Annotated in this window: 19 protein-coding genes and 2 pseudogenes; 12 read left to right on the top strand and 9 right to left on the bottom strand. The window is 66.0% G+C overall.

Annotated features, from left to right (window positions below; all coding sequences use genetic code 11):
• Positions 1–284: 284 nt before the first annotated feature.
• The 5 genes and pseudogenes from BST12_RS16830 (at position 285) to BST12_RS16805 (ending at position 5,371) form a co-directional block, all read left to right on the top strand.
• Positions 285–1,490, top strand: a complete 1,206-nt coding sequence (locus tag BST12_RS16830; protein ID WP_083114263.1) for an IS110 family RNA-guided transposase — start codon at positions 285–287, stop codon at positions 1,488–1,490.
• Positions 1,491–1,853: 363 nt separating this feature from the next.
• Positions 1,854–1,976, top strand: a pseudogene (locus BST12_RS16820) (SDR family oxidoreductase); the annotation flags it as partial.
• Between the two features lie 308 nt (positions 1,977–2,284).
• The gene (locus BST12_RS16815; RefSeq protein ID WP_083114262.1) at positions 2,285–3,721 is read left to right on the top strand and encodes an FAD-dependent oxidoreductase; all 1,437 of its coding nucleotides are present in this window, start codon (positions 2,285–2,287) and stop codon (positions 3,719–3,721) included.
• Between the two features lie 93 nt (positions 3,722–3,814).
• Entirely contained in the window at positions 3,815–4,888 is a 1,074-nt protein-coding gene (locus BST12_RS16810) for a GGDEF domain-containing protein (protein WP_083114261.1), read from the top strand.
• Between the two features lie 60 nt (positions 4,889–4,948).
• Positions 4,949–5,371 carry a nitroreductase family deazaflavin-dependent oxidoreductase gene (locus BST12_RS16805; protein WP_083114260.1) on the top strand — a complete coding sequence of 141 codons (423 nt, stop codon included), beginning with the start codon at positions 4,949–4,951 and terminating at the stop codon, positions 5,369–5,371.
• Positions 5,372–5,374: 3 nt separating this feature from the next.
• On the opposite strand, the gene BST12_RS16800 is transcribed toward BST12_RS16805, so the two are convergent.
• On the bottom strand, positions 5,375–6,259 hold the full coding sequence (locus BST12_RS16800; RefSeq protein ID WP_083114272.1) for an amidohydrolase family protein: 885 nt from the start codon (positions 6,257–6,259) through the stop codon (positions 5,375–5,377).
• A 68-nt stretch (positions 6,260–6,327) separates the two neighbouring features.
• Between BST12_RS16800 and BST12_RS16795 the strand changes: the two genes are divergently transcribed.
• Positions 6,328–6,780, top strand: a complete 453-nt coding sequence (locus tag BST12_RS16795; RefSeq protein ID WP_083114271.1) for a YiiD C-terminal domain-containing protein — start codon at positions 6,328–6,330, stop codon at positions 6,778–6,780.
• 5 nt (positions 6,781–6,785) lie between these two features.
• Here BST12_RS16795 and BST12_RS16790 read toward each other — a convergent pair.
• Positions 6,786–7,358: pseudogene (locus BST12_RS16790) on the bottom strand (ATPase); the annotation flags it as partial.
• Positions 7,359–7,371: 13 nt separating this feature from the next.
• Entirely contained in the window at positions 7,372–7,782 is a 411-nt protein-coding gene (locus tag BST12_RS16785) for a TA system antitoxin ParD family protein (RefSeq protein WP_083114258.1), read from the bottom strand.
• A gap of 49 nt (positions 7,783–7,831) precedes the next feature.
• Here BST12_RS16785 and BST12_RS32025 point away from each other — a divergent pair, with 49 nt between their 5' ends.
• The 3 genes from BST12_RS32025 to BST12_RS16775 are packed head-to-tail and all read left to right on the top strand — an operon-like array spanning position 7,832 to position 10,353.
• Positions 7,832–7,993: a hypothetical protein gene (locus BST12_RS32025; RefSeq protein WP_170062138.1), complete on the top strand. Its 162-nt coding sequence runs from the start codon at positions 7,832–7,834 to the stop codon at positions 7,991–7,993.
• A 51-nt stretch (positions 7,994–8,044) separates the two neighbouring features.
• A complete protein-coding gene (locus tag BST12_RS16780; protein WP_245850366.1) occupies positions 8,045–8,935 on the top strand; it encodes an alpha/beta fold hydrolase in 891 nt (296 codons plus the stop codon).
• A 20-nt stretch (positions 8,936–8,955) separates the two neighbouring features.
• Entirely contained in the window at positions 8,956–10,353 is a 1,398-nt protein-coding gene (locus BST12_RS16775) for a WS/DGAT/MGAT family O-acyltransferase (RefSeq protein WP_083114257.1), read from the top strand.
• Between the two features lie 9 nt (positions 10,354–10,362).
• Here the strand turns inward: BST12_RS16775 and BST12_RS16770 are convergent, their stop codons facing one another.
• From BST12_RS16770 to BST12_RS16760, 3 genes are all read right to left on the bottom strand, one after another.
• Positions 10,363–12,132, bottom strand: coding sequence for a M15 family metallopeptidase (locus tag BST12_RS16770; RefSeq protein ID WP_083114256.1), 1,770 nt, complete (start codon positions 12,130–12,132; stop codon positions 10,363–10,365).
• Between the two features lie 310 nt (positions 12,133–12,442).
• Positions 12,443–13,225, bottom strand: coding sequence for a PIG-L deacetylase family protein (locus BST12_RS16765; protein ID WP_083114255.1), 783 nt, complete (start codon positions 13,223–13,225; stop codon positions 12,443–12,445).
• 18 nt (positions 13,226–13,243) lie between these two features.
• Positions 13,244–14,101, bottom strand: coding sequence for an LLM class F420-dependent oxidoreductase (locus BST12_RS16760; protein WP_083114254.1), 858 nt, complete (start codon positions 14,099–14,101; stop codon positions 13,244–13,246).
• Positions 14,102–14,164: 63 nt separating this feature from the next.
• Here BST12_RS16760 and BST12_RS16755 point away from each other — a divergent pair, with 63 nt between their 5' ends.
• Positions 14,165–14,884 carry an NUDIX hydrolase gene (locus BST12_RS16755; RefSeq protein WP_083114253.1) on the top strand — a complete coding sequence of 240 codons (720 nt, stop codon included), beginning with the start codon at positions 14,165–14,167 and terminating at the stop codon, positions 14,882–14,884.
• Between the two features lie 4 nt (positions 14,885–14,888).
• Here the strand turns inward: BST12_RS16755 and helR are convergent, their stop codons facing one another.
• Both helR and BST12_RS16745 read right to left on the bottom strand, forming a co-directional pair.
• Positions 14,889–17,084 (bottom strand): RNA polymerase recycling motor ATPase HelR, encoded by a 2,196-nt coding sequence (helR, locus tag BST12_RS16750; RefSeq protein WP_281254777.1) that lies wholly within the window; start codon positions 17,082–17,084, stop codon positions 14,889–14,891.
• A gap of 111 nt (positions 17,085–17,195) precedes the next feature.
• Complete coding sequence (locus BST12_RS16745; RefSeq protein ID WP_245850364.1) at positions 17,196–18,776, bottom strand: DHA2 family efflux MFS transporter permease subunit; 1,581 nt, start codon at positions 18,774–18,776, stop codon at positions 17,196–17,198.
• A gap of 61 nt (positions 18,777–18,837) precedes the next feature.
• Between BST12_RS16745 and BST12_RS16740 the strand changes: the two genes are divergently transcribed.
• Positions 18,838–19,050 (top strand): MbtH family protein, encoded by a 213-nt coding sequence (locus BST12_RS16740; RefSeq protein WP_083114251.1) that lies wholly within the window; start codon positions 18,838–18,840, stop codon positions 19,048–19,050.
• 86 nt (positions 19,051–19,136) lie between these two features.
• Positions 19,137–19,871 (top strand): hypothetical protein, encoded by a 735-nt coding sequence (locus BST12_RS16735; protein ID WP_083114250.1) that lies wholly within the window; start codon positions 19,137–19,139, stop codon positions 19,869–19,871.
• Positions 19,872–19,877: 6 nt separating this feature from the next.
• On the opposite strand, the gene BST12_RS16730 is transcribed toward BST12_RS16735, so the two are convergent.
• Complete coding sequence (locus BST12_RS16730; RefSeq protein ID WP_083114249.1) at positions 19,878–21,047, bottom strand: glycosyltransferase; 1,170 nt, start codon at positions 21,045–21,047, stop codon at positions 19,878–19,880.
• Between the last annotated feature and the right edge of the window lie 8 nt (positions 21,048–21,055).

Genomic DNA, 21,055 nt, shown 5'->3' with positions numbered 1-21,055 from the left:
GACGAGGGTGCCGATGGCCGAGCCTTGGTTCTTGCCGACGATGAGATCGCCTTCCTTAAGTTGTTTGAGGGGTGTTTTGGGGCTGTCGTAGGGTCCTGATCACCCTCGGGTGGCGGGTATGGCTTAGATCGCCCCGCCGCTGGGACGGCTCACTGGGAATGGCCGCCCGCTGCCTGCTGATGACTCGACCGCTGATTGAGAATTGCGACATTGATCGTTGGTTAAGGACGTGTCGGCATGGTCATCGCCAGGGCTTTTATTCGGCGACGACAAGGAGATAACACATGCCGACGATATGGGCGGGTATCGACGCAGGGAAGCGCACGCATCACTGCGTAGTGCTTGATCAGACCGGCAGCGCATTGCTTTCCACGCGGGTCGACAATGACGAGACGGCGCTGGTGGCGCTTATCGATGTCGTCCTCGGCATCGCGGCCGGCGGGCAGGTGTGTTGGGCGACGGACTTAAACGCTGGTGGCGCGGCGATGCTGATCGCGTTGCTGGCAGCACAGGATCAGCAGCTGCTTTACCTTCCGGGCCGGATCGTGCATCACGCGGCGGCGACTTATCGAGGTGACGGCAAGACCGACGCCAAAGACGCCCGAATCATTGCCGATCAGGCGCGGATGCGCACCGATCTGCAGCCGGTGCGCAGAGCTGATCCGATTGCCACCGATCTTCGGTTGCTGACCGCACGGCGCACCGACGTGGTCTGCGACCGGGTCCGGGCGATCAACCGACTTCGCGAGACAATGCTGGAGTACTTCCCGGCCCTCGAACGCGCCTTCGACTACTCCAAAAGCAAAGCGGCGCTGACTCTTTTGTCGGGCTATCAGACCCCCGAGAGCCTGAGACGGATCGGCGCCGCACGGCTGACGGCATGGCTCAAAGCACGTGGCTGTCGCAACAGTGCCGCCGTCGCGCAAACCGCTGTCGATGCCGCCCAGGCGCAGCGAAGCACACTGCCCACCCAAACGATCGGGGCTTTGTTGGTGGCGCGGCTGGCTGCAGAGATTTCTGCGATCGACGACGAGCTCAAGCGGATCGAAACCGAGATCACCGATCGCTTCGAACGACACCGCAGTGCCGGAATTCTCACCAGCATGCCCGGGTTCGGCCCCGTACTTGCCGCCACATTCCTTGCCCAAATCGGTGGCAACCTCGAGGGCTTCGACACCGTGGATCGGCTCGCGTGTGTCGCGGGTTTAGCCCCAGTCCCACGCGACTCCGGACGCATCAGCGGCAACCTGCACCGGCCGCGACGCTTCAACCGCCGGCTGCTGCGCACGTGCTACCTGGCAGCGCTGTCCAGCCTCAAAAACAGCCCGGCGTCCCGCACCTTCTATGACCGAAAACGCGCCGAGGGCAAATCACACAAACAGGCACTCATCGCCCTGGCCCGCCGCCGCATCAACGTCATCTGGGCCATGCTGCGCGACCACACCCACTACCAAGAACCTCAGCCCGCCAACACTGCACTGGCGGCTTGACAACAGCATTGAGATTCCCAGTTCCCTGCCTGGCTGCGGTCGGCGGGTGCGAACGGGCGCTGATGGATGGACAGCATCGGCTGGGCAAAGCGTGGACCGCGCCGACCGGGCGGTTGGTGTGCGTGGCGATGAGTCCTGCCCATGCGCAACGGTCCCGAGTCAAGCGACTCAACTTGTGGCGGCCGGATCAAGCGTGAATGCAGTTGGTAGACAGCCTGATAGATGCTTTCGTGACATAACCACATCAATGGGTCATCGGGATATTTGCCTCGCAGGTGACGGGCGATCTGTTGCGGACTCCACCGTTGAGCGAGCAGCTCGGCGACCAGGTCGCACAAGGCGGGGATCTTGTCGACCCGCCGCGCACCGCGCGGCATGATGCAGCCGCACGACGTCGCCACCGTGATCACGTTTCTGGCCAGCGATGACGCCGCGGCCATCCACGGCGCGGTGTACCGGGTCGACAACGGCAAGGGCGCCGGCTGAACCAGGACCGATAAAGCTTCGGGCACGTTTGCGTCTCGGCCATCACGGCACCGCCGTATCCCTCGTCCCGTCAATGACAATGCGGGATATGAGGCAATCGCCGGGCTTGCGACCGGTCACGGTGCAGGATGGTGCCGGCCCGCAGCGCCCGGCTGCGCCGGGCTTGCGACCGGTCACGGTGCAGGATGGTGCCGGCCCGCAGCGCCCGGGCTGCGCCGGGCTCGCGACCGTTACGGGGCGCGATGGTGCCGGTCCGCAGCGCGCGGGCTGCGCCGGGCTCGCGACCAGCACGAGACGGGAGCCCAGCTTTGCGCCGTGAGATATCCCGCCAGACCTTCCTGCGGGGTACCGCCGGTGCGTTAGCCGCGGGCGCGATCTTCGGGCCGGCGCGGGCTACCGCCGATCCCACTGCCTCCGGCTTGGACGGTCTCACCACCGCGCTGGGCGGGCGGGTGCTACAGCCGGGCGACCCCCAATTCGCCACGGCCAAAAAGGTTTTCAACACCAACTACAACGATTCGGCGCCCGCGGTGATCGTCACCCCGACCTCGGCGGCGGACGTACAAAAGGCGATGGCATTCGCCGCTGCCCACAATCTCAAGGTCGCACCGCGCAGCGGTGGACACTCCTACACCGGAGCGTCCACGGCCAACGGGACCGTGGTGCTCGATCTGCGGCAACTGCCCGGCGGAGTGAAATTCGAGGCCGCCACCAATCACGTCACCGTCACACCGGCGACCACGCTCTATGAGGTGCACGAAGTGTTGGCCGCGGCCGGCCGGGGGATCCCGACAGGGACCTGCCCCTCCGTCGGCGCCGCGGGACACGCGCTCGGCGGCGGCATGGGGGCAAACTCGCGGCACGCAGGGCTGCTCTGCGACCAATTGACCTCGGCCTCGGTGGTGCTTGCCAACGGTCAGGCGGTCACCGCGTCGGCCTCCAGCAACCCCGACCTGTTCTGGGCGTTACGCGGCGGCGGTGGCGGAAACTTCGGAGTGACAACCTCTTTGACGTTTGCCACCTTCGCCACCCAGGACGTCGACGCGGTGAACCTCAACTTCCCGCCGGAAGCCTTCGCCCAGGTTCTGGTCGGCTGGCAGAACTGGTTGCGGACCGCGGACAAGAACAGCTGGGCACTGGCCGACAGCACCACCGATGGGCTGGGCACGCATTGCCGGATCCTCGCCACCTGCCCGGCCGGGTCGGGCAATAGCGTTGCGAGCGCAATCATCTCGGCCGTCGGAGTGCAACCGACCGGAACCGAGAACCACACGTTCAACTACCTGGACCTGGTGAGGTATCTGGCCGTCAACAACCTCAATCCGTCACCGCTGGGATATGTCGGCGGGTCCGACGTCTTTCCCACGGTAAACGCGGCCGTCGCCAAGGGGATCGCCGCCGCCGTCGACGCCTTTCCCCGCAGCGCCGGCCGCATGTTGGCGATCATGCATGCCCTCGACGGCGCACTCGCCAGTGTGCAACCGGGAGCCTCCGCCTTCCCGTGGCGCCGGCAAGGCGCGCTGGTGCAGTGGTACGTCGAAACATCCGGCTCGCCGTCGGCCGCGACCAGCTGGCTGGGCACGGCACACCAAGCGGTGCAACCGTATTCGGTAGGCGGATATGTGAACTACATCGAGGCCAACCAGCCGGCAGCGCGCTATTTCGGACCGAATCTGTCCAAGTTGAGCGCTGTCCGGCAGAAGTACGATCCCGGCCGGGTCATGTTCTCCGGGCTGAACTTCTAAATGTTAGGACGCCGCCACAGCGCCGGAGCGCGATAATCTGCTCGGGGGCAGCCTCGACCACCGACGTTCGGTGGTAGCTATTGGGAGTCAACGATGACCGCGATGTTTGGCCGATGGTGGCAGGCCGACCAGTATGACTGGTTCTCCGGCTACCTGGCCGCGCGCGGCCTCAGCGGTGCCACTCGGGCACTGATGGCGTTTATCGCCGCCTCGATGGTGTTATGCCTTGTCGCATTGCTGGCCGGCTCGGACGGTCCCCGCGGGCAGGTCCCGGTCGCGATGACCTGGATCGCCATCGCCGGGGGGCTCGCCGGGGTCTTGCTCTGGATGTGGCGCTGGCCGACCCGCGCGCAGTCGGTGGCCTTCGCGCTGACGTGCAACACCGCCGTCGCCCTGGCCTGTCTGGCGCACCCGAACCCGCTGGCCGCGCTGATCGGCTGCATTGCCTTCGCCACTTTCGGTGCCTACATCGCCTTTTTCCACAACACCGGATTCGTGCTGTACAACTTCGCGGTGGCTGCCGGTGTCGGCATCTTCGAGGCCGCGCGGCTGGCGATCTCCGGGCACCCCAGCCTGGCGGGTGTGGACCTCTGGCTGGTGGTCGAGGTCAACATCGCCTTGCCGCTTGCCATCCGGATCCTGGTCCGCGCGCTGGCGGGGGATCTGCTGAGCGCCGATCGAGACCCGTTGACGGGCCTGCTCAACCGGCGGGCGTTCCAGCACAACGGCCTGGGGATGATCCTGGCGCGGCGCGGCATCGACGCGCACCTCGTGGTGCTGTCCATCGACCTCGACAATTTCAAGGCCCTCAACGACAGCCGCGGCCACGCCGCGGGCGATCGCGCACTGGTCCAGGTCGGCCAAGCGCTACTGGCAGTTGCCGACAGCCAAGGGGTGGTGGCGCGCAGTGGAGGTGAGGAATTTCTGCTCGCTGGAACCGCGCCCACGTGCAACGCCGAGAAGTTGGCCGCCGAGTTGTGCCAGGCTATCGCGGCCTCGACCGCGGGAGTGACAGCGAGCATCGGCACCGCCTGCGTCCTGCTGGATGAAACCGCACACCACGACCCCCAGACACTTCTCGCCGAACTGATCACCGCCTCCGATGCCGCGATGTATCAGGCGAAGCGGCTGGGGGGCAACCGCTTTCATCATCATCAACTTTGCTGACCCGCCGGGCGCCCCGGCCTTCGGGAATGCATCGGCCGCGCCGAAGTGTTAAGCACGGGTATGGCTGATCAAATCGAGCTGAGTCCCACGGATTGGGTACGCGCGCAGACCGAGAAGATATTGAACCAGGGCACTACTGACGGGGTCGAAATTTTCGACCGCCCCGTCGTGCTGCTGACTGTCACCGGAGCAAAGTCGGGCAAGCAACGGTACGTGCCGCTGATGCGCGTCGAAAAGGACGGGCGCTACGCCATCGTCGCGTCGAAGGGCGGGGCGCCGGAGCACCCTTCCTGGTACCACAACGTGCGGGTCAACCCTGCGGTGACGCTGCAGGACGGCGACAAGGTCGTCACCCTGACAGCGCGCGAACTCGACGGGAGCGAGCGCGAGCAGTGGTGGCAGCTGGCGGTTGAGGCCTATCCTCCCTACGCCGAATACCAGACGAAGACAAGCCGGCAGATCCCGGTCTTCGTGCTTGAGTAGTCCTCAGCTGACCGGCAGGCCGAAGAGGCGGGCGCCGTTGTCGTAAAACACTTTTCGCAGCCACGCATCGTCGATGCCGGGCAACCGGATAAGGACACGCATGGCGTCGATAAAGCCATACGGGATGTTGGGAAAGTCGCTGCCGAACAGAATGCGGTCGCCGTGAGCGCGCAGCCGTGCGTATTCCGACGGCGGGAACGGCATGGTTTCCTCCACGAACTCGGTGAACGCCATGGTGGTGTCCAGCCGCACCTCGTCGTAACGCTCGGCCAGGTCGAGGAATTCGGCGTATTCGGGCATGCCGAGGTGCGCGACGATCAGGCGCAGGCCGGGATGGCGCGCCAGCAGCTTCGCGACGGGCTCGGGTCCGGTGTGTTCGCCGGGCGCGGGACCGGATCCGCAATGGATGACGACGGGGACGGCGGCGTCTTCGATGACGCCCCAGGCGGCGTCCAGCAGTGGATCCGTCGGGTCGTAGCGGCCAACTTGAATGTGCGCCTTGAACACTCGCGCGCCCTCGTCGACCGCTCGCGCGACGTAGGCCTCGACTCCGGGTTCGGGGTAGAGGGTGGCCGTGTGCAGACAATCGGGTGTGGCCGCGGCGAACCCCGTCGCCCACTCGTTGAGCCAGGCCGCCATCTGGGGTTTGTGCGGATAGACCAGCGATGTGAACGCACACACCCCGAAGCCGCGCAGCGTCTCTACCCGGTGTTGCTCGTCGGTGCGGTAGGCGATCGGCCAGGGACGCCCTACCAGTGGCCCGGCGTCGTCGAAGTACTGCCAGACCTTGTCCATCACCGGTTTCGGCATGAAATGCGTGTGGACGTCGACGATGCCCGGCAAACCTAGCGACTGCCAGAGCTGACGTACCGAGTCGGTCTCCTCCATCACCCGTCAGGATGGCAGAGGCATGCCTGGTGAACGTCGACGGGGCAAGCTGTGCGACGATCGGCGACATGGCTGACTCGCTCGTCGAGATGATGAACGCCGGTATGTCGTCGACCATCCCGGTCGCCGCCCGGATGGGATTCCGGGTACTTGAGGCGCGCCGCGGCTTTGCCGCCGCCAGCGTTCCAGTCGAGGGCAATGGCAACCATTTCGGCGTCATCTACGCCGGCGTCCAATTCACCGTCGCGGAAATGCTCGGCGGCATCATCGCGTTGGCGACGTTCGACGCCGGCAAGTATTTCCCGTTGGTGAAGAAGCTTGAGATCACCTTCGCCGCTAGAGCCACCTCCGCGCTACGTGCCGAGGCGCACCTGGACGACGAGACGATCGCCCGGGTCGAAGCCGAGGCCGCCGCGCAGGGCAAGTCCGACTACACGCTGGATGCGGTCGTCACCGACGCCGCCGGAACTGTCGTCGCCACCACGCATGGCTTGTATCAGCTACGCGCACAACGTAGTTGAAACAACTACCCCGAGGTCAGCGCCGACGGGGTCCAGTCCGGCCACTCTGGTCCGCCGACTAGGTAGCCGTTGCTCATCTGCGCGACGATGCGCGGCCCTTGCCTGCTGCTGTTGTCGTACACAGTTGTCGCGTCGGACGAGCCGATCGCGGACGCGACGAGCGCCCATAAGCGTTGGTAGCGGCCGCGAACCTTGGCTTCAGGAACATCGTGGCCGCCGGCGCGGACGCGGTATTTCACACGTTGCACCGCGAGTTCCTCGGGGATAAGCAGGACGTGCAGAACGACGACATAGCCCGCCGCGTGGGCAGTGTCGATGAGCTCCAACTTCGACGGGTGGGAGAACACCGTCTCGGCGATGAAGGGTTGGCCTAATTCGATGAGCCTGGCCCTGGTTGCGGCGGCGACGCCGGCGGCTTCATAGGAGTGCGACACCGGATCGTCCGGCCACCGCTGCTTGGCGATCTCGTCGGCATTGACGAATTGGCTGCCGGGAAGCAGCGGAGCCAGGGTGAGTTCGACGAACGTCGATTTGCCCGCCCCGTTAGGTCCGACGACGAGATCAAGTCGGTTCATCCGGTGGCTGGGGCAATCACTTCCCGCGCCTGGCGGACCGGCGTTTTGAGGTCACGACGGTGGAAGTGCCGTCGGGTTGGTATTCGACGAGTTCACCGGCGTCGTTGAGGGCGACGGTGGTGACGCCGCGCTGGGCAAGGGCCTGACCGTAGTTCGAGTGGGCCAGACTCTCCTCGATGGCGGCTGAAATCTCGGCGTTGAACACCACACCTTCCTCGACGGTTAGCTCGCGCAGTGGCAGCCGGCCGGCCAGAGCGGCTTCTACGCGCTGGCGCGCAGCGCTGTGCTGACTGGACACCGCGCGCCCCACCCTGGCCCAGTGATCGAGCTGTTGCTTGGCGGAGCGGCTCTGCCGGCGGCCTTCAGCGGCCGCGCTGTCCATCAGGTCTGCGGCGACCCGGGTGACTCGATCGGTAGCTTCAGCCATGGCTGCCCACTTGTAGCATTATGTTACAAGCGTAGCAGTGTGCTACATCATGAGCGTGTCGAATGGTTTCGACGTACGGGCCGACGGGGAGCGCGACGCGCTGGCCGAGCTTGTCCGCGAGCGGATGCAAGCCGCGTATCCGCAGGACCCGCCGCTGGACCCGACGCTCGAGGTAGCGCTGGATTACAGCGCCAATTTGGGCGGGCCCTAGAACGTGTTCTAATAACCCATCGACAGCTTTTGGCGCCTGCAAGGCATCCCAATGACGAGATTGTCGCGGTTACTCAAAGTTCCCGCGTTAGCCCCTGTCGCGCAGATACCCGAGGGATCCGTCGTCGACCTGCCCGGCCGCGGTAGCACCTACGTATACGACTCCGGACCCTGCGACGGACCGACCTACATTCTGTTGCACTCGCTGGCCTGTACCGGGTTGATGACGTGGTACCCAGCGCTGGACGTGGTGCGCGAGTTCGGCCGGGTGGTGGTCTTCGATCAGCGATGCCACGGGCAAGGCATCTCACCGCCCCGCATGCTCTTCGAAGACTGCGCCGACGACGTCGCCGCACTGGCCGACGTCCTGGGCATCGACAGCTTCGTGCCGGTCGGCTATTCGATGGGCTCGCTGGTCGCTCAGCTGGTGTGGCGCCGGCATCGCGAGCGGGTCGACGGGCTGGTGCTGTGCGCGGCCACGGCGGCGGTCAGCCGCGCCGCATATGAGCGGGTGGGCACCGGGCTGTTCGCGGCGCTGATGGACTCGCTCACCCCTGGGCCCCGCCGCCGTGCACCTGCGCGCGCGGTGACGGGCGGACGCTACGCCGATTATCAGTGGGTATTGGGGCAATTCCGCGCCACCTCGCCCGGAGGCATCACGCGGGCGATCGCCGAAGTGGTCCGGTTCGACTCTTCGACGTGGGTCGGCGACATCGATGTGCCCACTGCCGTCGTCGTGACGGGCAAGGACCGTGCCTTCGGCGTGCGGCGCCAGCAGTGGCTGGCAGACCACATCCCCGACGCCGAGACGTTCACGGTCGATGCGGGCCACGGCGGGTGCACTCTGGCGCCGGCGGCATTCGTCCCGGGATTGGCGCGCGCGATCGAATCGGTACACCGCCGGCTTCCGACGGCTGATTACGCCAAGCGGGCAATCACGTAGCCCATAGCGGAGGAGCGGCGGTGAAGCGACTCAGTGGTTGGGACGTGCTGATGCTGGCCAGCGAGACTCCCAACGTTCATCAGCACACGCTCAAGATCGCCGTCGTCGACACCACCGGCTTCGAGGGCACCGCGACGTTCGAGGCGTTCCGCGAGGTGTTTCGCTCCCGGCTCCCGGTCCTGGAACCCATGCGCTACCAACTGGTGTCCACCCCGTGGCGTCTGCATCGCCCGATCTGGCGCGACGACGCCGAACTGGACCTGGATTACCACCTGCAGCGGGTGCGGGTGCCGGCACCCGGCGGACGGCGCGAACTCGACGCACTGATCGGCACGATCGCCAGCACGGCCCTGGACCGCAGCCGCCCGCTGTGGCAGTTCTACTACGCCGAAGGACTGGCCGATGAGCGCGTGGCGGTGATCGGCAAGGTGCATCACGTCCTGGCTGACGGGGTCGCCTCGGCGAACCTGATGGCGCGGGTGATGCAGTTCGGTCCCGAGCCTGCGCCGTCCCAAATTCAGCCGAAACTTCCCCCGCCGACGACCGCAGAAGTGTTGCGGTTCGCGGCGCGCGACCATGCCGCACGAGTCCGGACGCTGCCGTCGGCAATTAGGGACGGCGTCGTCGGCGCTTACCGGCTGCAGCGCCGAGCGCGCCAGCGCCATGAATATTCGGAATTGGCAAGGCAATTCGACCCTGCACCCACCTTTCTCAACCACAAGCTCGCGCCGGGACGAACATTCGCCAGCGCAGCCCTGCCGCTCGCCGAGGTCAAAGCGACCAGCAAGAAGCTCGGCGTCACCATCAACGATCTGGTCCTGACGGTGGCCGCGGGGGCACTGAGGCGGCTGCTGCTGAACCACGGAGAACCCGCCGACCGGCCGCTGACCGCTTCGATACCCACCGCCACCGACACCTCGCCCGACCGGATCGCCGGCAACGCCCTGGCCACCATGCTGGTCTCGCTGCCGGTGCAGATCGCGGACCCGATGCAGCGGCTTCGGCTCATCCGCACGTCGACGCGCATCGCCAAGGAAGATCACCAACTGCTCGGCCCGACCCTGGTGGGCCGCTGGCTGGAATTCATCCCGCCGACCGTCACGCGCACGACTTTCGGCTGGATGTCGCGGCGCGAGGCGCCCAACCAGCTGTTCAACCTGATCGTCTCCAACGTCCCGGGACCGCGCGAGCGCGCCCGCATCGCCGGCGCGGTGGTGACCGAGTTCTATTCGGTGGGGCCACTTGCCGCCGGCGCGGCGCTGAACGTCACCGTCTGGAGCTACGTCGACCAGTTGAGCGTCTCGGTGCTCGCCGACGACGCGACGCTGACCGACACCCACGAGGTTACCGACGCATTCCTCGCCGCCTTCACCGAATTGCGTGACGTAGCGGGCTGCGCCAACGTGCCGGCCGGGTAAAGCGCGAAATTACTTGGGCGCGTTCGCCTTAGGGCGCCTCCTGGCCTCGGTCTTCGCCGTTGCCTTGGCGGCTCCGGTGGTCCGTTTCACGGGCGCCTTCCTGGGCCGCGAAACCTTGGCGGCGCCGGCGCGCTGCGGTCGTCCGTTGGTCAACGCACCGGCAAGGGCCGGCTGTTCGCCGCTTGTCGTGGCCAGGTATTGCTTGAGCAGGTCGCGTACCTCGGTGAGCAGTGCCCGGTCTTCCTCGGTGAAGGTTGTCGGATGTGCGGCCGATACCTGGTCGACGGCAGGCTTGCCCTCCCCGCCATTGCTGCCCCAGGCCTGTAGCCACGCGCTGAGTGTCATACGGCTTTGATTGATGTCCGTCGGTCCGAACGGCGGCGTGTTCTCGTCTTCCGCGTACTGGTGGGCAAATACCGAAACCCCCGCCGGAACGACCGGCGGATTGTCGGGGCCGGCGTAGCGGGGCACGATGATCTTGACCCCTTTCGGCAGTGACGCGACCGGCAGCAAGTCTGGGTTGGCGTTGAAGTTTACGTAGATGCTCGCGGCTTGCCGATTGACGAAAAGCGCCTGCCCTTTCGTGATGAATTCGTTGACGCCACTGGATTGATCCCCGCGGATGTCCCACTTCGGGCCGCCGTCCTCGACGTCCACCATGAACGCCAATTCCGGGAAGACACCGCCCACCGCATCGATCGCCGCCTTGAACGTGCCCCAGTTGTCAAAGTTGGGCACCCAGAAGTGATAGGCGATGATCTTCTTTATCTTGCCCTCGGCGACCAGCTGCTTGGCCCGCGTCATGTTGTCGACGAATTTGGTGTCGATGCCCCCATAGCGAGCCGCTGTCGTGGCGCTGGCATCGGCGATCGAGGCGCGGAAACAGACGACCGGATACGGATAGGACTCGTCAATGCAGCATTCTTGATATTGGCTGTAGTCACCCCATTTGACCAAGGGAATTTCGGGTCCTTCGACTTTCGAGGCATCCCAGTCTTCGGGAAGCTGCCAGTTGTCCCGCATGACGGCGTCCCATTCAGCGGCGTACACCCCCCCATATCCGAACGCCGGGTTGGGCGGCCAACCTTTCTGGCGTTGCAGCTCGGTCGCTGCCTTGGCGGTCGCATCATCCCAGTGCTTGGTCACCGCTAGACCCAGCTTTTCCTGCCACCGGCCCAGCCCGTCCTTGGCGGCCTGCGAGTCGGTCGCGTAGTCCCCGGAGATGCAGTTGTCGGGTCCCTCCAGCGGCCCGTAGTAGTAACCCATCGGCAGGGGAAATGCCAACGGATCGGGCGGGCCGAAGATATTGAGATACCCGTCGCGCAGCCGCTGCGCGAATTGCGCGAACCGTGGATTGTTCCAGGTGTCGTAACCGCATTGAAAGTGCATTTCATCCTGATCGCCGGCACCCCAGTCGCGGCCCCAGTAGATGTTTGCCTCGAACAGCGAAAGACCCTGCTTTACTTTGGTGACCTGATCCTGCGGCATGTCATATCTGTATTGATTGAGTTCGTCGGCGCACAGATCGATTGCGGTACCCGACAAATGGTTGGAGTTCCACATGCTGTCGACCGGATCCCAATACCACCAATTCTGGTGTCCGTCAGGGGGTTCGATGGAACGTATGTTGCGGTGGAACCACGCCGCCCAGGCGGACAGCACAGTCGCGGCGTCGCCGGCACGCACCACGAGACGAACCTTGTTAGTGCCGGGTACCGACACCGTGTCGCACTCGTCGCGCGAGCATTGCGGCCACCCGTTTTCGGTGATGAGGACCATTTGGGAACCCCCTGTTGGTTGATTTGGCGGGCGGCGACTGCCCGTTCAGCCGCCGATCGGTCCGTTCTTGCCGACGTAGGTGAATGCCGCGAGGTCATTGACGCTCCCGTTTTCCCGGGTGCCCCTCACGCAGATAGCGACATTCTTCGGCATCGCCACTCCTCGTACCGCTGAAGTTGGTACGGACAGTTGATATTTTGGCACTCCAAGGTGCGCCGCGACATACCCAAATTTGGGCGATATCGCCGACGATATCGCGTTCCAAGTCGGACTATTGGTCTGGAGCGCTCAGCGAAGCTCGGGCAACTAATCAGTCGAAGATGTCGCAGCGCGGAGGTCGCGGCGGGCCTGACGGACCAGCCGGATCGACGAACCACTCATGACTGAAGATCAGGCCAAGTACGGCGGGTGGCAGTTGAAGCAGCAGACCAAACAGCCGCGCGTTGCGCCCCGTACCGATCTGCGAGCGATGCGCACCGAATGCCACGCATTTCTGCCGCGCGAACCGACGCACATTGATCCGATGCGTAATGGTGGCCCGCGGGGCGTATGCGGTGCGCACCACATCGCGGTCGTAGGGCGCCGGCAGGCGCAGCAAGCGCGCCAGATCGCCTATGCGGCTGAGCAATTCGCGTGGCATCGTCGCTTCGAGCACACGTGGAGTCGTGGCCAGTTCAGCGGCTCGCTTGCCGACGTGATGCACCTGCACGTGATCGCGGTGGCCGTACCCGCCGTTGCTCTGATAGCTGAGCAAGAGCTGCGCATTTTCGGCGCGAAGTATCGAGGCGAGCCGCTGGGCCGCCTCGTCGACATCGGCGCGGCCGAACCGGACCCGTCCCGGGGGATCGGGGTAGAAGTCGGGCCCGTAGCCGCTGTCGGCGTAGCCCAGGCACTCCACCCGGTGGACTCCGAGAATGCCTGCGCTCGTTCGCAATTCGTTCAGGCGCAGGTCGTCGTCCTCGTTACCCATCCGGCCGTCGGTCGCGGTGACGACGACCACGCGATGCCCCGCCGCCGCCGCTTTCGCGAGCGTGCCGCCGGTGAGGATGACCTCGTCGTCCGGGTGTGCGTGGAAAGCGACGACGGTGGCCATGAATTGCAGTATGCAGGGCTAGCTGAGCTCCGCCGCGACCCGCTCCAGTGCGGCGAGATGGTCGTCGACGCCGGCCAGGCCGGCTTTCATGGTGTTCACCGATACGTGCGTGGCGCCCGCGGCTTTCCAGGCCGCGATGTCGGCCGCAATCTTCTCAAGGTCGCCGGTCCAGCTGACCCGGCCTTCCATCCCCAGGCCCCCGGCATCCCGTCCCGCGGCGGTTGCCGCGCGGTGTACCTGCTCACGGGCGTAGTCCAGGCCGGGGCCCGGCTCCATCATCGGAAACCAGCCGTCGCCGAGCCGGCCGGCGCGCTCGTAAGCCCGGTCGGACGCCGCACCGAACCACACCGGAATCGGCTGCTGGCTGGGCAGCGGTGCCAGGCCCGCCCCGGTCACCGTGTGGTACTTCCCGGCGAACGTCACCGACCGCTCTGTCCACAGCTTGCGCAGCACCTCGACCTGTTCCTCCGAGCGCTTGCCGCGATTGCTGAACTTTTCCCCGAGCGCCTCGAATTCGACTGCGTTCCAGCCCAATCCGACCCCGAGCCGAAACCGTCCGCCGGTGAGGAGGTCGACCTCGGCGGCCTGCTTGGCCACCAGCACCGACTGCCGCTGCGGCAGGATGATGATGCCGGTGACCAATTCCAGCGACGTGACTGCGGCCAGGTATCCGAACATGACGAACGGCTCGTGGAACGTCGAGTCGATGTCGTAGGGTCCCCACCACCCCTGGTGCATTTCCGGATCGGCGCCCACCACGTGGTCGTAGGCCAGGATGTGGGTGTACCCGAGTTCTTCGACACCTAGTCCGTAGGCACGCAGGACCGCGGGGTCTCCACCGAGCTCGGTTTGCGGAAATACGACTCCAATGCGCATTCCGCATTCAACCGCACCGCACCGCGACTGCTTCCCGGCGGTACCCCGGCATATGGTCGAACGGTGACGATCGCGTACGACGAAACGCTGCGTGCGCAGATTCGTGCGCGCTTGGCGGGTCACGACCGCCGCGCCGTGACGGACCCGACCAAACGGCATGCCGCCGTCGCCGTGGTGCTTGTCGATTCGGAGATCGGTGAGGACCGGACCGATCCGGCGCCGGTGCACGAGTGGATCGGTGGCCGGGCGATGCCGGAACCGGGTTTGGACGGCCATATGGTCGACGTGTCCGGAGGTGCGGCATTCCTGTTGTGCCGCAGGACATCTCGGCTCAGCTCACACGCCGCGCAGTGGGCGCTGCCCGGCGGCCGCCTGGATCCGGGGGAAAGTGTGGTGGAGGCAGCGTTGCGGGAGCTGCACGAGGAGGTCGGCGTCGAGCTGTCCGACTCGGCCGTGCTGGGGGTACTCGACGATTACCCGACGCGATCCGGTTACGTCATCACCCCGGTGGTGATCTGGGGCGGCGGGCGGCTCGAGCTAAGACCCGCGCCCGCGGAGGTGCTAGCGGTCTACCGGGTGGGGCTGCACCAATTGCAGCGCCCCGATTCGCCGCGGTTCATCGCAATTCCCGAAAGCCCGCGGCCGGTCGTGCAGATCCCGTTGGGAAACGACCTCATTCACGCGCCGACGGGGGCCGTGCTGCTGCAACTGCGCTGGCTGTGCCTGGAAGACCGGCACGACCCGGTCGACGAACTCGAGCAACCGGTGTTCGCCTGGAAGTAAGCCGCTATCTCAACGAACCAATCCCACTCAGAGCCGGTGGCAACGGGCCGACATGCAGGACGCCCAGACGCTGGGTGGCGCGGGTGAGCGCGACGTAGAGGTCGGCCGCACCGCGCGGGCCGGCTGCGAGAATTCGCTCCGGCTCGACCACCAGCACGGCATCGAACTCCAGGCCCTTGGTTTGCGACGGGGTCACCGCACCCGGCACACCAGGGGGCCCGATCACCACGCTGGTGCCCTCGCGCCCGGCTTCATCGCGGACGAATTCCGCTATGGCAGTGGATAGTTCGCCTTCGTTGAGGCGCCGTGCCCAGGGTTGCACCCCGCAGGCACGGACCGATTCCGGCGGCTGGACACCGGGCGCGAACTCGGCGAGCAGTCTTGCGGCGACGGCCATGATCTCCGCCGGGGTGCGGTAGTTCACCGACAGCGACCGGTACACCCAGCGGCCGGGCACATGCGGCTCCATGATCGGACCCCACTGCGTGGCTCCGGCCGCCGAACGTCGCTGGGCGAGGTCGCCGACCACCGTGAAGGAGCGCGCCGGACAGCGGCGCATGAGCACCCGCCAATCCATCTCGGACAATTCCTGGGCCTCGTCCACCACGATGTGCCCATAGGTCCAATCCCGGTCCGCCACAGCGCGTTCGGCGAGATCGCGAGTGTCGTGCTCCTGGAAACGCTCGGCCAGGTCCTCGCCGTAGAGCATGTCCGTCGCGAGCAGCTGATCCTCGTCGTCCATCAGATCCTCACGGTGGATCATCAGATCCAGCACGCCGGCGGCATAGGCGGCCTCATCGGCGGCCTCGGCGTCGCGTTCGCGCTGGGCGGCTTCGTCTGCCGCCTTGTCGCGGCCCAGCAGATCGACCAGTTCGTCGAGCAGAGCCACGTCCGAGACCGTCCACGCTTCGCCGTCGGTACGCAACAGCGTCTGGTCGGCGCGCGCCGCGCGTAGCCGCTCCGGCGAGGTGTACAGCGATGCCAACAGTCCTTCCGGTGTGAGCCTCGGCCAGAGTTGCTCGAGCGCGGCATTGAACTGGGCGCTGTCGGCGAGTTCGGTGAGCAGGTCCTCGCGCAGTCGCTCCCAGGCCTGGCGGTCCTGTCGGGTCAGCCAGCCCCGCCCGATGCGGGCTATCGCTCTTTCGGTGAGGACAAAAGTGACGATGTCGCTGAACACCGCGCGGGCCTCGTTGTGCGGCAGTCCGCTGTCGCGTGCCTCCTGCCGGGCCCATTCCGCGGTCTCGGAGTCGATGCGCACCTCGACGTCGGACAGCTGGATGGGCAGCGGTTCCTGCGGTAGCCGCTGCCGATCGGCGATCGCCGCCGCGAGCACCTCCAAGATCTGCAGTGAGCCCTTGATCCGGGCGACTTCCGGAGCGTCTTCGGCGGTGACGTGCAGCCCGGGCATCAGGTCGCCGGTGGTCATGAATACCACCTCCGACTCGCCAAGCGACGGCAACACCCGGCCGATGTGGTTGAGGAACGCCTGGTTGGGCCCCACCACGAGTACCCCGTGACGTTCAAACCGGTCCCGCTGGGTGTAGAGCAGATAGGCGACGCGGTGCAGTGCCACCACCGTCTTGCCGGTGCCCGGGCCGCCCTCGATCACCAGCACCCCGGGGTGATCGAGCCGGATGATCTGATCCTGTTCGGCCTGGATAGTCGCGACGATGTCGCGCATCCCCGCCCCGCGCGGCGCGTTGACCGCCGCCAAAAGTGCTGCGTCACCGCGTTGTTCGCCGCTGGGGCGTCCGAAAACCTCGTCGGTGAAGTCGAGGACTCGACGTCCGCGGGTATGGAACTGGCGGCGCCGGCGCATATCCTCCGGGCTCGCGGCGGTGGCGACGTAGAACGCGCGCGATGCCGGCGCCCGCCAGTCGAGCAGCAGCGGGTGGTACTCGTTCTCGCTGTCGAGAATGCCGATCCGGCCGATGTAAAGGTGTTCGCCTGACAGGGCGTCCAGCCGGCCGAAGCACAGGCCGTCGTCGGCGACGTCCAATCGCTGCATCGCTTTGGCGAGCGAACGCACCCCGGCATCGCGCTCGACCAGGGTCCCGCCATTCTGTGGATCAATCGGATGCTGCAGGGCTTCCCGGTAGCCCTCCTTAAGTCGCGCGCGTTCGGCGTCGAGCCGCGCGTAGAGATCGGTCACGTAGCTTTGCTCGGACCGCAATTCCTCGTCGTATGTATGCGTTGACACGTGCCCCCATCTGCGCCGTTTCTGCTTAGGCCAGCGATTGTGCGGCATCAGGGGGGTCTTGCCGCAAGCCCCCGGGTGCGGTATACGGTGGAAAGAGAAATCCCTGAAATATCAGGTTGTCGCGCTTGTGCTGCCGGCCAATAGCGCAGCCGGCCCCGGCGATTGCACCGGCCGGTTCGGCAGAAACCAGGCCGGTATCAGTGCAGATCCCGCCAGACAGGCGGCAATGACACCCACAACGGCGTACGCGTGCGACAGGTCGTTCGCGGCATGGCTCATGAAGTCGGCCGGGAAAGCCTGCTGGGGTGGCGCTGAAAGGTCTAGCGGCACATCGGTTTTGGCTGGATCGCTCGGCGGCATGGCCGCCCGTTTCACCGCCGAGAGGTACGGGCTGCGATTGAACTCGGCGGTCAGGATGACCGACATCAGGGCGGCCCCGGTCGAGATGGCTATCGGCGGATTCACACCCATCAATGTCGAACCCCGCGATACCTGGTGCGGTTTGAGGGTCCCGATCGCCGCCCCGGAAATCGCTGGACTGGTGCAGCCCATGCCCATCCCGATCACGGCTAGAGCAACCAGCACCATCGGCCAATAAGCGCAGTGCCGGCTGGCGGCATATGCGAAGACGACCATTCCCGTTGCGATCAGCGCGAGGCCGCCCAGCGCCAAATAACGTGGGCCGCGTTTGTCCACGAAGTACCCGGCGATCGGCATAATCGCTGCCAATCCCAATGCCTGAGGAACCAAACGCACTCCGGATTGCAGCGGTGTCTGCCCGAGTGCTTGCTGCAAAAAGCTGGGCATCAGCAAACCGAGGCCCGAGCAGGCGGCCAGGTACAACAGCATCGTGGCACTGGCCGCCGCGAAGGTTCGGTTACCGAACAATCGCAGGTCGACCAGCGGATGGCGGGGCCGGTACAGCGCATGGAAGAGGAAGCCGGCGAGCAGCACACACCCGATCGACACGAAAAGGTACGCATGCCAGCTCTGGGTGGTTCCGCGGCGCGGAATCGAGGAGATGCCGTACAGCAGCGTCGCCAGGCTGGGCGACAGCAGCAGCAAGCCGATGAAGTCGAGCCGCTCGTTGCTGGCGGGCTCGCTGTCGGGCAGGACCGCCAGCGCCAGTAGGAATACCACCAGGCAGATGGGCGGGTTGATCAAAAAGATCCACCGCCAGCTGAAGGAACCGATCAACCAGCCGCCGAGCATCGGAGCAAAGACGGAGGGAAGCATCATGGGCACGGCGAGAACGACCATGAGCCGGCCGATCCGATGTGCGCCGGCCTCCCGGGTCACGATGATGAAGGTGAGCGGCAGCAGTACGCCGCCGGCCAGTGCCTGCACCACCCGGAACGTCACCAGCAGGGCGATGTTGGGCGCCGCGGCACACAGCAGCGATCCCGCCGCGAACAACGCCACCGAACCCAGGAAGAGTCGCTTGGTGCCGAAGCGGTCGGCGGCCCAGCCGGTGAGTGGAATCACCGTCGCCAGCGCCAAGGTGTAGCCGGTCAGCGTCCAGGCGACAATGGCTGGCGGCGAAGCGAATTCGCGCGCGAAGGTTCGCTGCGCAACGATCACGATCCAGGAGTCCAGATCGGTGATCATCACGCCCAGCACACAAACGGCGGCGATCCTCAGCACGCGTGCATCGAGGCCGTCGGACACGGTGGTGCTTCGACTTGCGGGCATCGAAATTCTCGTTGGTCGCCACGGGGGTGGATCTAAGGTTGGGACAGTACACTTCATCCCGATGAGCACCAATCCATTTGATGACGAAAACGGCACCTTCTTGGTGCTGGTCAACGACGAGGAACAGCACAGCCTGTGGCCGACCTTCGCCGACGTCCCAGACGGCTGGAAGGTGGTGTTCGGCGAGGCCAGCCGAGCGGAGTGTCTGGAGTATGTCGAACAGAACTGGCCAGACATCCGGCCGAAGAGTCTGCGCGACCGGCTCGGCGGGTAGCCGGCACGTCCGTCGTGTCGCGGGCGTACCGCAAACTGCGGTTGCCATAGAGTGCGCTTGAAGCGCACTCGTCGGAAGCAGCCCATATGGACCTCGATCGCATCGCCCACCCGTTGCGCCTGGCCAGGGGATCACACCAGCCGGGATCCGCTAAAGGGTGCGCCATGAACGCCATTTCCTACATCAACGGCGACGCGCACATCACCGACTTTCCGGCGACTTCGGCGCGCCCGCTGGCCGCCTTCGTTCAACTGTGCAACGACCTGCTGGCCGGGCCGGACGGCTACTTGTCTCCGCAAGACAGCTTCGTCGCCCTCGACCTCGGCTGGCTGACCGTCGGGACCGCAGAGTTCACCGATCACGTCATGCACATCTGGGTGGACAAGCTACTGACCAGCCCGCCCTGGGGTGTCGTGCGATACGCCGGGGATGCTGCGGCTCGGGTGATCAACGACATCGCCGAACTACATCGCCGGCTCGGCCCCGGCGACATGCCGTCGATCGCGGCCTGGGACAGCGCCGCGCGCACCGCGCGCGACCTCAGCGCGAACATGCCGGTGGGTGCCGAACGGTATGCGGTGCGCGCCGCCTACCAGTCGACCTCACTCGTCGACCCCGACGACTCGGTCACGCTGGACGCCGTGACCGGCAACGCCCTGCGCGCTCACCGAATGGCGATCGGCGAAACCGACCCGCGCCGGATCGTGGAGATCACTCGTCAGGCCATCCGCTCGTGGCGCCGGCTGGCCGGGCTCAGCGTTGTCAGCAACACCCCGATTCCGGTCAAGGGGATTGTGCGGCGGGTGGGGATAGCCGCCTAGTCAGGCCTAGCCAGGCCTAGCCAGGCCGTCCAGCAGATCGGCGGCAGCGGCGACACTTACCGCGGGATCGGTCATCTCGGCGGCCACCGCCCGGGCTCTGACCGCAGATCCCGGGCCGAGAATGGCGCCCAGGTCGGAGACCAGGGAGTCGCGGGTGGTTGCCGAAAATGCCCGTGCTGCACCTACTTCCAGTTCGGTGACCGCGGCCGCCCAGAGCGGTTGATCGAGCCAGAACCAGAGGATCAAAGTGGGGATGCCGGCCCGCATGCCCGCGGCCGTGGTGCCGGCGCCACCGTGGTGAACCACCGCGCGGCATGCCGGGAAGATGGCCGCGTGGTTCACCGCGCCGACGGCCATCAAATGGTCGCTCTGGGTTGGCTCGATGCCGTTGCCGCAAATCAGTGCACGCTCGCCCAGCTGCGCGCAGGCCGCCTCGATCATGGCCACGGTGTCTGCGGCGCGCGCCAGCGGCGTGCTGCCGAAGCCGAAGAAAATGGGCGGCTTTCCCGCGGCGATCCAGGACAGCACCGTCTCGTCGGTGTCCGTCGGCAACTGCAGCGTCAATGCGCCGACGAAGGGCCGGCGGGCATCGGGCTGCACCCATTGGTCGGCGGGCTTGGGCAAGCACAGTTCGTCGTAGGCCTGTATCTCCAGCGCCGGTGGCGCCGGCTCGGCCTCCGGCAACCCGAGTGCGGCGCGCTGAGCGCCTTCCACCGCCGTCGTGATGAGCGGTGCCGCCCCGCCGGAGGCCCAGATCCGCGCCGGGAACGGGTGCACGGCCGCCAGTGGAATACCTTGATACTCGGCGACATTGGCGGCCAGCCCTTGCTCGTTGAAGCTGGCCACCAGCAGGTCGGCGCCGTCCGTGAGCGACGTCAGGGTCGCGCTCTTGTCCAGGTTGACCAGGCTGACATGCTCGATCACCTCCGACAGCATGCTGACCGGATTCTGCACCTGCGTAGCGAACTTCCGCGCCAGATCCGACGCCGGATTCTGCTCTTCCCGCGAGTCCGGGCCGTAGGCGACGGCAATCAGTCCCGCCGACTCGACGAAGCCGACCAGATTGGGCGGGACCGCCATGCACACGCTATGACCCCGGCGCGCCAGCTCCAGGCCGACCGCGGCGCAGGGCTCGACATCGCCGCGACTTCCATACGCTGCCAGCACGACTCGCATTCGCCGAC

Origin of the sequence: Mycobacterium angelicum, from assembly GCF_002086155.1 — a bacterium.
Taxonomy (GTDB): Bacteria; Actinomycetota; Actinomycetes; order Mycobacteriales; family Mycobacteriaceae; genus Mycobacterium; species Mycobacterium angelicum.
Note: the sequence above shows the minus strand (reverse complement) of the source record. Positions and strands in the feature narration are given on the sequence as shown.

Excerpts from the sequence above, each read along its gene's own strand:
- BST12_RS16830 (WP_083114263.1), top strand. The coding sequence starts at position 285 with ATGCCGACGATATGGGCGGGTATCGACGCAGGGAAGCGCACGCATCAC.
- BST12_RS16810 (WP_083114261.1), top strand. The coding sequence starts at position 3,815 with ATGACCGCGATGTTTGGCCGATGGTGGCAGGCCGACCAGTATGACTGG.
- BST12_RS16805 (WP_083114260.1), top strand. The coding sequence starts at position 4,949 with ATGGCTGATCAAATCGAGCTGAGTCCCACGGATTGGGTACGCGCGCAG.
- BST12_RS16800 (WP_083114272.1), bottom strand. The coding sequence starts at position 6,259 with ATGGAGGAGACCGACTCGGTACGTCAGCTCTGGCAGTCGCTAGGTTTG.
- BST12_RS16795 (WP_083114271.1), top strand. The coding sequence starts at position 6,328 with ATGGCTGACTCGCTCGTCGAGATGATGAACGCCGGTATGTCGTCGACC.
- BST12_RS16785 (WP_083114258.1), bottom strand. The coding sequence starts at position 7,782 with ATGGCTGAAGCTACCGATCGAGTCACCCGGGTCGCCGCAGACCTGATG.
- BST12_RS32025 (WP_170062138.1), top strand. The coding sequence starts at position 7,832 with ATGAGCGTGTCGAATGGTTTCGACGTACGGGCCGACGGGGAGCGCGAC.
- BST12_RS16780 (WP_245850366.1), top strand. The coding sequence starts at position 8,045 with ATGACGAGATTGTCGCGGTTACTCAAAGTTCCCGCGTTAGCCCCTGTC.
- BST12_RS16770 (WP_083114256.1), bottom strand. The coding sequence starts at position 12,132 with ATGGTCCTCATCACCGAAAACGGGTGGCCGCAATGCTCGCGCGACGAG.
- BST12_RS16765 (WP_083114255.1), bottom strand. The coding sequence starts at position 13,225 with ATGGCCACCGTCGTCGCTTTCCACGCACACCCGGACGACGAGGTCATC.
- BST12_RS16760 (WP_083114254.1), bottom strand. The coding sequence starts at position 14,101 with ATGCGCATTGGAGTCGTATTTCCGCAAACCGAGCTCGGTGGAGACCCC.
- BST12_RS16745 (WP_245850364.1), bottom strand. The coding sequence starts at position 18,776 with ATGCCCGCAAGTCGAAGCACCACCGTGTCCGACGGCCTCGATGCACGC.
- BST12_RS16740 (WP_083114251.1), top strand. The coding sequence starts at position 18,838 with ATGAGCACCAATCCATTTGATGACGAAAACGGCACCTTCTTGGTGCTG.
- BST12_RS16735 (WP_083114250.1), top strand. The coding sequence starts at position 19,137 with ATGGACCTCGATCGCATCGCCCACCCGTTGCGCCTGGCCAGGGGATCA.
- BST12_RS16730 (WP_083114249.1), bottom strand. The coding sequence starts at position 21,047 with ATGCGAGTCGTGCTGGCAGCGTATGGAAGTCGCGGCGATGTCGAGCCC.